The organism is Pseudomonas sp. ATCC 43928, from assembly GCF_005938665.2.
Lineage (GTDB): Bacteria > Pseudomonadota > Gammaproteobacteria > Pseudomonadales > Pseudomonadaceae > Aquipseudomonas.
Genome location: NZ_CP041753.1, coordinates 1,835,096 through 1,848,977, shown reverse-complemented (window position 1 = coordinate 1,848,977; position 13,882 = coordinate 1,835,096). Strand labels below are relative to the sequence as shown.

The window sequence follows — 13,882 nt, the reverse complement described above, 5'->3', positions numbered from 1 at the left end:
AAGACCCAACAAAAAACTTAGGGCCGGCGATCTTCAACCCGAGCCTGGCTCTTGCTCCAATCGGTCAACAGGCTGTAAGCCACGGCCAACAACGTCGGGCCAATGAACAGACCGATAAACCCGAACGCAATCAACCCGCCAAACACCCCCAGCAGCACAATCACCAACGGCAAATTCCCGCCCCGGCTGATCAGGTACGGCTTAAGCACGTTGTCGACCCCGCTGATAATGAACATGCCCCAGATCCCGAGGAACACCGCCATTCCGTACTCACCCTTCCAGGCCAGCCACGCCGTGGCCGGAATCCACACCAACGGCGGCCCCATCGGAATCAGGCTCAGCAAAAACGTCACAATCCCCAACACCAGTGCCCCAGGCACGCCGGCAATCAGGAAGCCGATCAACGCCAGCACCGCCTGCGCCGCCGCTGTGCCGATCACCCCGTTGACCACCCGTTGCACGGTGCCCGCCACCAATTCGATGTAATACCCGGCGCGGTCACCGATCAACCGCTCCAGCAACCCATGGACAAACACCGCCAACCGCGGCCCGTCCCGGTAGAAAAAGAACACGAAGACAATACTCAGCGTCAGTTCGAGAATCCCGCCGCCAATCTGCGCACTGCGTGCCAGCAACCAGTTGCCGACCTGCCCCAGATACGGCTTGATCGCTAGCATCATCGCCGCGCCCTGCTGATCGATACTGTTCCAGATTCCTACCAACCGCTCGCCGACCAGGGGAATACTGCCTACCCAGACCGGTGCTTCGGGCAGACCATCGACTTGCACATCCTTGATGAACGCCGTGGCATCGCGCACGTGGTCCGCCAGGTTGAACCCCAGCCACACCAGCGGTGCCGCCACCAGCAGCATCCAGCCGAGTGTCAGCAACAGCGCCGCCAGGGATTCACGACCATTGAGCCAACGGGTCAACAGACGCATCAACGGCCAACTGGCAAACGCCAGCACCGCCCCCCAGAACAGCGCCGACCAGAACGGCGCCATTACCCATAAACTCGCGCCAAACAGCACCAGCAGCAGGATCTGCACCAACAGCCGATCGTTATTGACCATGTAAGATCCCGAAAAAAGTCAGCCCGCAAAGAGTAGGCAAATGCGCAGACGCATTCGCCAAATGAAGCTTATCGCAACAGTTCGAAGTGCAGGCCAGAGCCTTCGACGCTGCCGGTTTCCATCCGCGCCGTGCGCACGCCCTGGCCGATCAACGCCTGGCGCCAGGCTTCGGCACTGGGCCCGGAAACGCTGACTCGCAGTGTGGTGTCCAGGTTCAGGCCTCGGGAAATCAAACGCAGCCAGGTGTCGTCAGGGTCGCCGTCGAGTTTGGGGAAATCGAGTTTCCCGGTGCTTTTGAGCTGGCGCAGCAACGTCGCGGACGTCGGCAGCAAATCACCCAACGGCGCCGAGGCATCGAACTGTTCGACGTGCAGATAAGCCCTGCGATTACCGCGAGTGATGCTGTACAGCGCCACCAGGGTGTTTTCTTGGGGGGCCGCCAGACGCAGCAGCAAATAAGCCTGCTGATTATCGGCGCCATAGAGCTTGGCGTTACCGAAGACTTCATTGGCCCACAGGCTGCTTTCGCCACAATCCCGGGCCTGACACCAGAACAACAGCTCGGCGCCCTGCTTCTGCAAGGCTTCGCGGGCGGCGGTGAAGGCATCGGTGGAGGAGTGCTCCGGTGGCAATTCGTAGGTGACCGAGGTGGTTTGACCGCGAGCGGTGACCTGGCCGTCGAAACGCAATTGGCCGCTGATCTTGCGGATCGAACCCAGCGGGTAAATCCGCTCGAGTTCTACCGTCGGGCGATAGTCGACGATCTGCGCATCGGTTATGCGCGGCACGATAGGCAGGTCCTGACTGCCAGGAATGTCAGCGGCCAATAACCAGGGACTGAAACTGCACAGCGCCAGCAGAGTGAGTGAACGCATGGATAGGTTCATCGGATCAACATGGCCTGGGCACCCTTGATGACACTGGCATCATCGATGCGCTCCGGCACCCGCAAACCACGCTGCACCGCAGGGCGTGCTTCCATGGCGGCCAGCCAGCGTTGCAAGGCAGGCAAGCCGTCCACCGAGACACCGGACCAGTCATGGCCACGGACCCACGGAAAGGTCGCGATATCGGCGATGCTGTACTCGCCCGCCAGGAATTCCACGGTTTGCAGACGCGTGTCTAGCACTTCATACAAGCGTCGGGTTTCATGTTGATAGCGATCGATGGCGCCCTGGAGCTTTTCCGGGAAGTAGCGGAAAAATACGTTGGCCTGGCCCTGCATCGGGCCGATGCCGCCCATCTGGAACATCAGCCACTGCAACACCACCGAGCGCCCTTTCGGATCCTGGGGCAGCAGTTTGCCGGTCATCTCGGCGAGGTAAATCAGAATCGCGCCGGACTCGAACACGGCGAAATCGCCATTGGCGCGGTCGACAATCGCCGGAATCCGGCCATTGGGGTTGATCTTGAGGAACTCCTCGGACTTCTGTTCCTTTTTGTCGAAACTCAAGGCATGCACCGTGTAGGGCAGGCCGAGTTCCTCGAGCACGATAGAGACCTTGTGGCCATTCGGGGTCGCTGCGGTGTACAGATCTATCATGGTTGTCTCCCATTTCAACCCGCCCAGCCTCGACAGTTGCCCGACGCAAGTCAAGGAACGGCGAAGAACCGATTGAAACAGTCTGCGACAAGACCGGCACCGGGTTCGTCATTGAGGTGCAAGTGATGGCCGCCAGGCAACTGTTCATGGCTAAAGGGTAGACGTTCCAGCAACTCGGGATGTTTGGCGAGCATGCCGTCAGCCGCGACCACCAGGTGTGCAGGACAACTGACGCGCTGGACGAAAGCCATCGCCTGCTCAGTGGTCAGACGCAGCGGCGACGGTAGCGTCAGGCGGTTGTCGGTACGCCAGGTATAACCGCCCGGCACCGGCATCAAGCCGCGCTGGGCCAGCAGTTCGGCGGCTTCGCGACTGACCGCCACCAAGCCTTTCATGCGCGCTTCGATGGCCCGGTCGAGGGTGTTGTAGACCGGTTTGCGTTTTTCCCGCAGATCCAGCTGCGCCTGCAGGGCCATGCCCATGCGTTCGGCGGCGTTTTCGCCTTTGTCTGTAGGAGGAATGATGCCGTCGATCAACGCCAGGTGAGTCACCCGCTCCGGCAACGACCCGGCCAGCACCAGCGAGACGATCGCCCCCAGGGAATGCCCCAGCAGCGCAAAACGTTTCCATCCCAACTGCTCGGCCACTTGCAGGACGTCGTGGGCGTAGTCCCACAGCGCATAACCGGCGCCGTTCGGCCGGTGCCCCGAGTGACCGTGCCCGGCCATGTCCAGCGCGATGATGCGCAAGCCTTTGAGCTTCGGCGCCAGCCGGGCAAAGCTGTTGGCGTTGTCCAGCCAGCCGTGCAAGGCCATCACCGGCAAGCCGTCCTCGGGACCGAACAGGTGCGCCGCCAACTCGATATGCGGCAGGCTCAGGCGAACTTCTTCGACGACGCTATTCATGCGCAATCCTGTTGGCGGCGACCGTCCCAGCGACTGAACAGATTCTTCAGCAGCGTGGCCGTGTCTTGTGGACGTTCGAGGGGAAACATGTGGCCGCCGGGCAGGGTCAAGGACTCGCCCAGAGGCATGCGCCCGACGGATCGGGCGTGATGACGCATCACCACGCGGCTCTTGTGCCCGCGAACTACTGCCAGCGGCACTTTCAACTGCCGCGCGCGGCCAGGGCTGGTGTGCGGTACGCCGCGGTAGATGCTGATTTCCGTGGCCGGGTCGAAACGCAGGCGCAGCTTGTCGCCGACCTTTTGCAAACCATGTTGAAGATAGGCTTCGAAGCATTCCGGGTCGAAACCGCGAAACAGGGTTTTACCGGCGAAATACAGACGGGCCGCCTCCAGATCGGCGAACTCTTCCCGTCGCCCCAACGTGCGACCGGCCGGGGTCAGGCGATCGATAAAACCGAAGCGTTTGGCGGCACGGATTACCCATTGATCGGTGCGGGTCAACACCGGTGAATCGAGCATGACCACGCCGCGATACAACTCAGGGCAACGCAACGCGGCGTGCAGGTGCAGCACGCCGCCGAAAGAGTGGCCGACGCCCCAGACCGGTTCCGGCTGTTGCTTGAGGTGATGAATCAGCTCATCCACCAGATTGTTCCAGTTATCGTCCGCCGGAAAACGCGGGTCATGGGCGTGCTGCTCCAGATGCGCCACCTGGTACTCGGGCGCCAGCGCCGCGAACAACTTGCTGTAGGTCCCCGAAGGAAAGCCATTGGCGTGGGCGAAAAATATCTGTTGCGACATACCGGCAGATCCATGTGCGAAAAACAGACGTTGATTGTCCGTAAGACGGCGTCCCACAGCAATGACCGTAACTGACAGGAATGATGACAGTCGGGTCAGGGCTATGGCGGGGGAGCAAGAATGCCCCTCGCCTTGCTACACAGAACATGTCGAAACTCATCGCGCCGGCGGTTTCTCCCCCAACGGCACCACCGCCATGGTCAGGCGCGACACACAACTGGCCTTGCCCTCATCACTGGTCAAGCGAATATCCCAGACATGGGTGGTGCGCCCGATGTGAATCGCCTTGGCCACCGCCGTCACCCGCCCGCTGCGCAGACCGCGCAAATGGTTGGCGTTGATTTCCAGGCCCACGCAATAAAACTTGCTGGCGTCGATGCACAGGAAACTGGCCATCGAGCCAACGGTTTCGGCCAGCACCACCGAGGCGCCGCCGTGCAGCAAGCCATAAGGCTGGTGCGTACGGTGGTCGATGACCATGCTCGCGGTCAGGGACTCGTCATCGAAGGCTTCAAAGCGAATATCCAGCACTTCGCCTATGGTGTTTTTCTGGATAGCGTTCAACTGCTCGATGTTGGGAGTGGTGCGCCACAGACTCATCGTTGCGTTCCTTTGTTGGTGTTGTTCGTGACTCAATCCTGCCACAGCACCGCCTCGCTGCGCGCGCTCCATTCTTCGAAGCGCGCACCGTAAGCCGCTTCAATCATGTTGCGCTTGATCTTCAGGGTCGGTGTCAGGAAGCCGTTTTCCACCGCCCAACTGTCCTTGACCACCACCAGCCGATGCAAGCGTTCATGCCGGTCGAGGACGCCGTTGACCTCCTCCAGCAGTTGTTCCAGGCTTGAATGCAAACCCGCCCTCGCCGTCCCGCTGGCGTCCTGCTGACCGACCGCCGACAACACGCACAACCCCAGTGGCGCGCTCAAGCCATCGCCGACCACGCACACTTGTTCGATCCGTGAATGCACCGCCAGACGATTCTCGATCGGCGCCGGGGCCACGTATTTGCCTTTGCTGGTCTTGAAGATTTCCTTCAGGCGCCCGGTCAGGCGCAGGTTGCCCTCGGCGTCTTCCTCGCCCTTGTCACCGGTGCGCAGGAAGCCGTCCTCGGTGAGGGTTTCGGCGGTTTTCAAAGGCTCCTTGAAATAGCCGAGCATGGTCGCGCCGCTGCGCACCAGCACTTCACCTGATGGCTCAACCCGTACTTCGACCTCCGGGCATGGCTTGCCGATCCAGCCGGGTTTGTTTTGACCGGGCAGGCCGATGTGGGAGTAACCGCAGCTTTCGGTCATGCCATACACCTCCAGCACGTCCAGCCCCAGTTTTCGATACCAATCCAACAAGGTCTGCGGCACTGGCGCCGCGCCGGACAAGGCGATGCGCAAAGCGTCCAGCCCCAGCCCGGCGAGGACTTTGTGCCCTACCCGTTTGCCGATGAAAGGCAGGCCGAGCAGGAAGTCGAGGCGTTTTGCCGGGATCTTGCCGTACACGCCCATCTGGAATTTGGTCCAGATGCGTGGCACGCCGAACAGCGCGGTCGGTCGGGCACGCTGCAAATCGGTGAGGAAGGTGTCGAGGCTCTCGGCGAAAAACACCGTTTGCCCGGTGTAGATCGCTGCCAGCTCGACGAACATCCGCTCGGCGACATGGCACAGCGGCAGGTAGGACAGCAGGCGATCCGACTCATTCAGGCCAAACAACCGGGTGCCATGGGTGGTGGCAAATCCCAGCGTGCCGAAACTGTGCATCACGCCTTTGGGCTGGCCCGTGGTGCCAGAGGTGTAAATGATGGTCGCCAGTTGATCGGCGGCGGGCTTGGGGTCGTCCTGAATCGGTGAGCTGCGTTGCAGGTCGGCCCAGCTGAAATTGAAAGTGCCCACCGGGCACAGCGGCAGGCTGATGGTCGGCAGGTCAGGCCTAATCCCGACGGACATGCCCGGCCAGTCATCCAGCTTGCCGATGAACGCCAGTGCAGCTTCAGAATGATCAAGCACCTGAGCCACGGATTCGGCGGTCAGATTGGGGTACAGCGGCACCGAGACATGCCCGGCCATCCAGATCGCCAGGTCGGCGATGATCCAGTGGGCACAGTTTTTCGAGATCAATGCGATGTGGCTGCCTTGCGGCAATTCGCGAGCCCGCAGCCAGTGGGCGGCACAGCGCGCCTGATGACCGACGTCGGCCCAGGTCAGCGTCTCGACCTGGCCACCCCCTGTCGGCTGAACCAGAAAGCGCTGGCGTGGATGACGGGCTTCGCGCTCGTAGAAGACGTCCAGTGGCAAACGAAAAGCAGCAGACATGCGACTTGCTCCCATATTTCTGGTCTGGAGCAAGCGTAGTCAACCAAGCAAGTGCTTGGTTGACTATTTCACACAAAAATCAGCAACGACACCGGTCCAGTGGGAGCCGGTTACGGGGTTTTGATGCCGTTGAGCTTCATCGCCCCGACCAGCAGTTCATCGCCCTCAAGCTCCGCCAGTCCGGCGGTGCCGACCCGCTCCGGGTCTTGCACGTGACCATGCTGCAAATAGCCCAGCAGGTTACCGACCAGCGGGTTGTGGCTGACCAGCAGTGCGTGATCCACGGAAACCAACTGCTCCGCCACTGCTTGCGGATTATTGTCGGGCGTCAGCCATTCGACGGTGCGAATCTCCGGTGCAAAACCCAGCTCCTTACGCACCAGCATTGCGGTCTCCTGCGCTCGCAGGTAAGGGCTGGCATAAATGGCAGTCAGGTGTTTGCCCTTCAATTTGGCCGCGATGCGCTTCACCTCTTTGCGCCCCTTATCGGTCAGGGCCCGCTCGGAGTCCGGACGGGTACCGTGAGGTTCGGCTTCACCATGACGCAATACCCAGAGTTTCATAGTTTCGGTTCCTCATCTCGGGCCGGATGCGGCGCCGGCGCCACAACGTGCGGGGCTTCACCTTCCGGTGTACGCGGCGCTGGCCAGTCGGCGAACGGCCAGGGCTTCTGGTCGCTGTGAAAGCTGCCGAAACGACCGATCTGCGCCAGAAACTGGCTCAGGCTGTCGCCGAAATTCATCAGGCTGGCGCTCGGTGCGCCATATATCAAACGATAGATCAGCTGCACCAGCACCACTGCGCCGAGGATCAATTGCGCCACTTGCCAGACCAGCACATAGACAATCATCCACAGCACCCGCAGCAGGATGGATTCGTACTTGCCTTCTTCTACTTTCGGATCGTTCATGTCTGTCTCGCTCCCTGCTCGTATCGGTTAAGTGCTTAGAAACCACTGGGGGAAATAAAGTCCACATCGGTTTTCGGTTCGCCACGCATCAACAACCCGATCACCTGATCAAGCGTGCGCCCTTCGAACAGAATCGCGTGCAATCCGGCGACCAGCGGCATATATACACCTACTTCCTGAGCCTTGGCCTTGAGCACCTTGAGGGTATTCACGCCTTCGGCCACTTCGCCCAGACGCGTCACCGCGTCCTCCAGGCTCAAGCCCTGGCCGAGGGCAAACCCGACCTGATAATTGCGGCTTTTCGGCGATGAGCAGGTGACGATCAAATCGCCGACGCCCGCCAGCCCCAGGAACGTCATCGGGTTGGCACCCTGACTGACCGCGAAGCGGGTCATTTCCGCCAGTGCCCGGGTAATCAGCATGCTCTTGGTGTTTTCGCCCATGCCCAACGCCACCGCCATGCCGGCGATGATGGCGTAAACGTTTTTCAGCGCCCCGCCCAGCTCCACGCCAAAGCGGTCGGCGCTGGCGTATACGCGAAAGGTCCGGCCATGCAGCGCGGCCTGGACCTGCTGGCAAAGGTCTTCGTCTTCGCTGGCAACCACCGTGGCGGTCAGCGCGTGTTCGGCGATTTCACGGGCCAGGTTCGGCCCCGACAGCACGCCGATGCGCGCTTGCGGGGCGATGTCTTCAAGAATCTGGCTCATCAGCTTGAACGTATGGGCTTCGATGCCTTTGGTCAGGCTCACCAGCATTTTGCCGCTCAAAAGCTGAGCGTAAGGCGCCAGCACCGAGCGCAGCGCGCTGGAGGGCAACGCGACGAAGCACAGGTCGCAGGCTTCCAGCGTGGCTTGCAGGTCTGTGACTGCCTCCACCGCCGGAAGAATCTTGATGCCTTTGAGGTAACGCGGGTTCTCGCGATTGACCCGAATAGCCTCGGCCTGCTCGGGGTCACGCATCCACAGTCGCACCTGATGCCCGTTCTCGGCCAGCAGATTAGCCACGGCGGTACCAAAACTTCCGCCTCCCAGGACCGCAATTGGGCGCTGTTCAGTCATATGCAATCCGTTAATCCATACCAGTGGCGATGCCCGCATTATACGGAGCGGCCCAGTCGCGGCCAGCCCCGACATCAATTACCGGCACTTGTAGGAAGAAGACCAAGAAAACCGAGGAAAATGCCCACAACGTGACTGGAAAAGTCATTGCGCTCGGTTAACATGCGCGCCAATTAATCGCTATCAAGGCCGTGCCGTGTCTTTTGGCTCTCCCTCTCCTCGCTCGCCACTGGTACTGGCGCTGATGTTCAGCTCGCCATTGCTGGCCGACGACCTGTTCCTGGACAACGATCCGTTGCCGCAAGTGCTCACCGCGACGCGCCTGAAGCAGTCGCCGGCGGCCGTGCCGGGCAGCATGACGGTGATCGACAGCGAACTGATCAACGCCAGCGGCGCGCGGGACATCAGCGAGTTGCTGCGGCTGGTACCGGGGATGATGGTCGGCAATATCAGCGGCAACCAGGCAGCGGTGAACTACCACGGCACCAACGCCAGCGAAGCGCGGCGCATGCAAGTGCTGATCGACGGCCGCTCGGTGTACCGCGCGGGCCTGGCCACGGTGGACTGGAGTGATATTCCGGTGGCCATGGAAGACATCGAGCGCATCGAGGTTTTCCGTGGCCCGAACACCGTCAGCTACGGCGCCAACGCGCTGATGGCGGTGGTCAATATCATCACCCGCAAACCGGCCGACAGCCACGGCACGCGGCTGAAAATCACCCGAGGCCAACGCGGCATCAACGATTTCTACGCCAGCCAGGGTATGGGCTGGGACAGCGGCGACTTGCGCCTGTCACTGTCCGGCCAACAAGACGATGGGTTCGACTCGGACCGCACCGGCGCCGATTATCGCGACAACCGTCGTTTGAATCGCTTCAGCCTCGCCGTCAGCCAGACGCTCAATGAGAATCAGAGCATCGATTGGCAACTGAACGCCAAGGACGGGACCAACCAGCGGCCCTATACCTACCGCCCGGTGTTCTCAGGGATTACCGCCGCTGGGAATAATTCCGACGTCATCGCCAAGGACTACGCCGGCTCGCTGCGCTGGAACCTGGACATCAACCCTGATCACAGCCTTTATATTCAAGGCTCGGCGCAACACTGGGATCGTCAGCAGACTTGGCGTGCCTGCGATGCCGAGATCTCGTTCAGCCCGGAGCTGACCCAACTTTGGCACCTCAATCCCAATTACACCGAACGCCTGGCGCGCAACATCGCTCGTTTCACCGGCGCGCCCCCCGGTACAGCGGCAGAACAAGACCTGGCCAATCAGGTTCTGGCGCAATGGCGAAACGGCGCGAACAAAACGCTGTGCGGCGACATCGACCAGAGTGCCCGAGAGTCGCGCTACGACCTCGAACTGCAAGACACCCTCAGCCTGTCCGACACGCTGCGGCTGGTCAGCGGCATGAACTATCGTTACGACCGGGCCGATTCCGAGACCTACTTCAATGGCACGCTCGACGACACCACCTGGCGGGCGTTCGGCCAACTCGAGTGGCGCGCCACCGAGCACTGGTTGCTGCAAGGCGGGGCGATGTTCGAAGACACGCAATTGACCGGCAGTTCACTGACCCCGCGACTGGCGGTCAACTATCTGATCAACCCGCGCCACGGTTTGCGCGCGGTGTATTCGGAAGCCGTCCGCTCGCCGGACATGTTCGAGAACAGCGTCAACTGGAGTTACCAGGTGACCAACCTGCAACCCAGTGCCTATGGCCAGACCAGCGCCCGCTATTTCGTCAGGACCCGTGGCCCGGGTGACCTCGAACAGGAACGCATGCGTTCCCGGGAATTGGGCTACAACGGCTACTTCACAGACTGGGGGCTGACGGTCGATGTGAAGCTGTTCTACGACGAAATCAACGGCATGATCAGCGAACCGCTGCGCAACAATCAGTACATTGCCAGCAACTCGAACAGCTCACGATTCTCAGGGACGGAAACCCAACTGGACTGGCGCGTCAGCAGCACCGATCGTCTGCGCCTGACGTACGCCTATGTCGATGCCGAGGCGAGCAACCCGCTGGATGCACAACAAACGGCGCGCAACAGCGGCTCCGCCGGTTGGCTGCGCAACTGGGGCCAGGGCTGGAACAGCGCGCTCTTCTACTATGGCGCCGACGCCCTCAACGGTTACCGCTTCGAACGGGTCGACACCCGCCTCGCCAAACGTATCGGCTTGGGCAAGGCCAATCTGGAGCTGGCCGGGATCCTCCAGCAACGCCTCGACAATCAGCCCACCACTTTCGTCGACAACAACTACGACGAACGCCGGGTGCTCTACTTCAGCGCGGAGCTGGAGTTTTAAGATGCCGTATTGCCTGCCACGGAAGACGCCAACCCTTGGCCGCCTGCTGGCCGGGCTGTGCCTGGTGTTTGCCGGGCTGCTGTGCAATCTGCCGGCCCGGGCCGCCGACATTCTGCTGACCGGCGCCGACGACAGCCCTGGCGTGCAGTCTTTCGTCCAGGCCCTGAGCGAGTTGCGCCCCACCGACAGCGTGCGTTTCCAGCCGGTCGCCAGCTTGCCGGCACCCGGCCAACTGCCTGCGAGCACCCGCCTGATTCTGCTCGACTTGCAAAGCCTCGACTGGCGCCTGCAAGACGCCCAAGGCCCGGCAACGCTGGTGCTGCGCATCAGCCGTCTGCAAGCCCACCAACGCTTTGGCGATGTTTCGCCACCGCACCTGAGCCTGCTCTGGAGCGATCCGCCGCTGGATCGACAATTGCGCCTGACCCGACTCGTCCTGCCCGAGGCTCGACGGGTCGGCGTGCTGTTCGACAGCCACAGCGAATTCCTGCTGAAGGAACTGCATCAGGCAGCCCTGCCCCTGGGCCTTGAAGTGGTCACCGAGCGTTGGGACAACACCAATGACAGTCGCCCGTTGCAGGCCCTGCTGAAAAACAGCGATGTGCTGCTGGGCCTGGATGATCCTGATCTGTACAACCCCAAAACCGTGAAAAACCTGCTGCTCAGCAGCTATGCACGGCAGCTGCCGCTGATCGGTCCCAATGCCGCCTTCGTCAGGGCGGGCAGCCTCGCCAGCACCTACAGCGACCAGAGCGATTGGCTGAAGATTCTCGACGAACTGCTCGACCGCCCCTCCAGCACCTGGTCGCGCACCCTTTATCCGCAGCACTTCAAGGTCTTGAGCAACCCGCAAGTGGCTCGTTCATTAAGCATTGAACCGATGAATGAAGCCTCTGTCGCAACACAGCTGGCCGAAGGAGAACATCGCCCATGACCTTCCATAGCGGTTGGGACATCAATACCCGTACCCAGATCATCAGCCTCGGCCCGGCGCTGCTGCTGACGTTGCTGCTGATCAGTTTTTTCACCTTCGTGCGAATCCAGGACCTGCGCCAGGAACTCAACCACACCGGTCAACTGATCGCCAACCAACTGGCGCCGGCCACCGAATACGGGGTGATCTCGGGTAATAACGACGTGCTCGAGAGTTTGCTCAAAGCCACCCTGGCCACGCCCAATGTGCGTTTTCTGGAGGTTCAGGACCGCACCAACCGGGTTCTGGTGTACGTCGAACAACCGTCGGAAACCCACAATCGTTCGCACCAGGTCGAAGTGTTCCAGGCACCGGTGCGGCTGCAACGCATCGCGCTCAACAATGACTTCTTCCAGAACAGCCGCACCGCCCCCACGAAGCCGGGAGAGGATTACCTGGGCCGGGTGATCGTCGGTCTGTCCAATGACGCCTTCAACCAGCGCCAGCAGGAAATCCTGTTCAAGGCCGGGATCCTGGCTCTGTTCGCCCTGCTGTTTACCTTTCTGCTGGCTCGGCGTCTGGCCAGCAGCCTGTCGCAACCGATCCATGACATCGGCAATGCGGTCAAGGCGATCCAGAAAGGCGACTACAAAACGCCCCTGCCGATTGTCGATGACACCGAACTGGGCGCCCTGTCACAACACATCAACAACCTTGCCCAGGGCCTTGAACAAGCCAGCCGCGAACAGCATCAGGCCATGGCGCAATTGATCCAGACCCGCGAGGAAGCGGAAAAGGCCAACAACGCCAAATCCGATTTCCTGGCGATGATGAGCCATGAGCTGCGCACGCCGATGAATGGCGTGCTGGGCATGCTGCAACTGCTGGAAACCACCGCGATGACCGAGGAACAGATCGAGTACGCCGCGCTGGCTTCTGAATCGACTGAACACCTGCTCAAAGTGATCAACGACATTCTCGACTTCTCGCGCATCGAACGCTCGGAACTGGAGCTGGAGCATATTGCATTCAACCTCGCGGACCTGATCACCAGTTGCGCCCAGTCGTTCCAGCACGGCGCAGTGCAACGTGGGCTTGACCTGCAACTGCAGATCCCCGAGGACATGCGCGCCCTGCAGGTTCAGGGCGACCCGACGCGGATCCGGCAGATCCTGGTCAACCTGGTCGGCAATGCGCTGAAATTCACCGAACGGGGCCGCGTCACGATCGAACCGCAGTGGCAGTCGCTGGATCACGAATTGCTGTGGTTCACCTGCACCGTGCGCGACAGCGGGATCGGCATCCCGGCCGAAAGCCTGGAATTGATGTTCAACGCGTTCCAGCAGGCCGACAGTACTATTTCAAGACGTTACGGTGGCACCGGGCTGGGGCTGCCGATTGCCCGCACTCTGGCAGAACGAATGGGCGGCACCTTGCGTGCTCAAAGCGAAGAAGGCGTCGGCTCGGTGTTCACCCTGGAAATTCCTTTGGCGCTGTATAAGCAGTCGTTGCCGGTGCTGACGCCGCGAGTACATACCGGCAATGGCCACGGCGAAGGTCGCAATGTGTTGCTGGTGGAAGACAACCCGGTCAACCGCACCGTCATTGAAGCAATGTTGCGCAGCCTGGGCTTTACTGTCAGCGTCGTCACCGATGGTGCACAAGCGGTGCGCAGCGCCGAGAGCCTGATTTTCGAAGCGATTCTGATGGATTGCCGACTGCCGGTCATTGACGGCTACGAGGCCACCCGACAGATTCGCCAACTGCCCGGCTGCGCTGACGTGCCGATCATTGCCCTGACGGCCAACGCCTTGCAGGGCGATCGTGAAGCCTGTTTGTCCGCGGGAATGAACGATTACCTGGCCAAGCCCTTTAAACGCACTGATCTGCAGCAAATTCTGCAGCGTTGGGTGCAGTAGTGCAGGCCTTTCGACGATCTGCGACTGGCGTGAAAGACGAAAGTGCGGCAGTCTTAGGCACCCGAACAGGCCCTAAAAGGGGCTTGAATAATAATTTCAGTGCACAAGTGTACATTCATGTCCTTGGTACTGTGACTTTCACTA

Annotated in this window: 13 protein-coding genes; 3 read left to right on the top strand and 10 right to left on the bottom strand. The window is 60.9% G+C overall.

Annotated features, from left to right (window positions below; genetic code table 11):
* Window positions 1–17: 17 nt before the first annotated feature.
* The 10 genes from FFH90_RS08320 to FFH90_RS08275 all read right to left on the bottom strand — a co-directional run bounded on the left by FFH90_RS08320 (window position 18) and on the right by FFH90_RS08275 (window position 8,592).
* Window positions 18–1,073, bottom strand: coding sequence for an AI-2E family transporter (locus tag FFH90_RS08320; RefSeq protein ID WP_138866980.1), 1,056 nt, complete (start codon window positions 1,071–1,073; stop codon window positions 18–20).
* 68 nt (window positions 1,074–1,141) lie between these two features.
* The gene (locus FFH90_RS08315) at window positions 1,142–1,948 is read right to left on the bottom strand and encodes a DUF4892 domain-containing protein (RefSeq protein WP_018926273.1); all 807 of its coding nucleotides are present in this window, start codon (window positions 1,946–1,948) and stop codon (window positions 1,142–1,144) included.
* An 8-nt stretch (window positions 1,949–1,956) separates the two neighbouring features.
* Window positions 1,957–2,616, bottom strand: coding sequence for a glutathione S-transferase family protein (locus tag FFH90_RS08310; protein WP_018926274.1), 660 nt, complete (start codon window positions 2,614–2,616; stop codon window positions 1,957–1,959).
* Between the two features lie 50 nt (window positions 2,617–2,666).
* Window positions 2,667–3,521 (bottom strand): alpha/beta hydrolase, encoded by an 855-nt coding sequence (locus FFH90_RS08305; protein ID WP_138866979.1) that lies wholly within the window; start codon window positions 3,519–3,521, stop codon window positions 2,667–2,669.
* Window positions 3,518–4,324 carry an alpha/beta fold hydrolase gene (locus FFH90_RS08300; protein WP_138866978.1) on the bottom strand — a complete coding sequence of 269 codons (807 nt, stop codon included), beginning with the start codon at window positions 4,322–4,324 and terminating at the stop codon, window positions 3,518–3,520. The genes FFH90_RS08305 and FFH90_RS08300 overlap by 4 nt, the downstream gene beginning before the upstream one ends.
* 156 nt (window positions 4,325–4,480) lie before the next feature.
* On the bottom strand, window positions 4,481–4,924 hold the full coding sequence (locus FFH90_RS08295) for a hotdog fold thioesterase (protein ID WP_018926277.1): 444 nt from the start codon (window positions 4,922–4,924) through the stop codon (window positions 4,481–4,483).
* A 32-nt stretch (window positions 4,925–4,956) separates the two neighbouring features.
* Window positions 4,957–6,624 carry an AMP-binding protein gene (locus tag FFH90_RS08290; protein ID WP_138866977.1) on the bottom strand — a complete coding sequence of 556 codons (1,668 nt, stop codon included), beginning with the start codon at window positions 6,622–6,624 and terminating at the stop codon, window positions 4,957–4,959.
* Window positions 6,625–6,734: 110 nt separating this feature from the next.
* Complete coding sequence (gene sixA / locus FFH90_RS08285; protein ID WP_018926279.1) at window positions 6,735–7,187, bottom strand: phosphohistidine phosphatase SixA; 453 nt, start codon at window positions 7,185–7,187, stop codon at window positions 6,735–6,737.
* Window positions 7,184–7,534, bottom strand: coding sequence for a DUF4389 domain-containing protein (locus FFH90_RS08280; RefSeq protein ID WP_018926280.1), 351 nt, complete (start codon window positions 7,532–7,534; stop codon window positions 7,184–7,186). Before FFH90_RS08280 ends, sixA begins: the two co-directional genes overlap by 4 nt.
* Window positions 7,535–7,569: 35 nt before the next feature.
* Window positions 7,570–8,592: an NAD(P)H-dependent glycerol-3-phosphate dehydrogenase gene (locus FFH90_RS08275; protein ID WP_018926281.1), complete on the bottom strand. Its 1,023-nt coding sequence runs from the start codon at window positions 8,590–8,592 to the stop codon at window positions 7,570–7,572.
* A 196-nt stretch (window positions 8,593–8,788) separates the two neighbouring features.
* On the opposite strand from FFH90_RS08275, the gene FFH90_RS08270 reads away from it, so the two are divergent.
* Genes FFH90_RS08270 through FFH90_RS08260 form a run of 3 tightly spaced genes read left to right on the top strand, consistent with a single transcriptional unit; the run spans window position 8,789 to window position 13,738 of the window.
* Entirely contained in the window at window positions 8,789–10,906 is a 2,118-nt protein-coding gene (locus FFH90_RS08270; protein WP_138866976.1) for a TonB-dependent siderophore receptor, read from the top strand.
* 1 nt (window position 10,907) lies between these two features.
* Window positions 10,908–11,840 (top strand): ABC transporter substrate-binding protein, encoded by a 933-nt coding sequence (locus FFH90_RS08265; RefSeq protein WP_138866975.1) that lies wholly within the window; start codon window positions 10,908–10,910, stop codon window positions 11,838–11,840.
* Window positions 11,837–13,738 carry an ATP-binding protein gene (locus tag FFH90_RS08260; protein ID WP_111455164.1) on the top strand — a complete coding sequence of 634 codons (1,902 nt, stop codon included), beginning with the start codon at window positions 11,837–11,839 and terminating at the stop codon, window positions 13,736–13,738. The genes FFH90_RS08265 and FFH90_RS08260 overlap by 4 nt, the downstream gene beginning before the upstream one ends.
* Window positions 13,739–13,882: the final 144 nt, after the last annotated feature.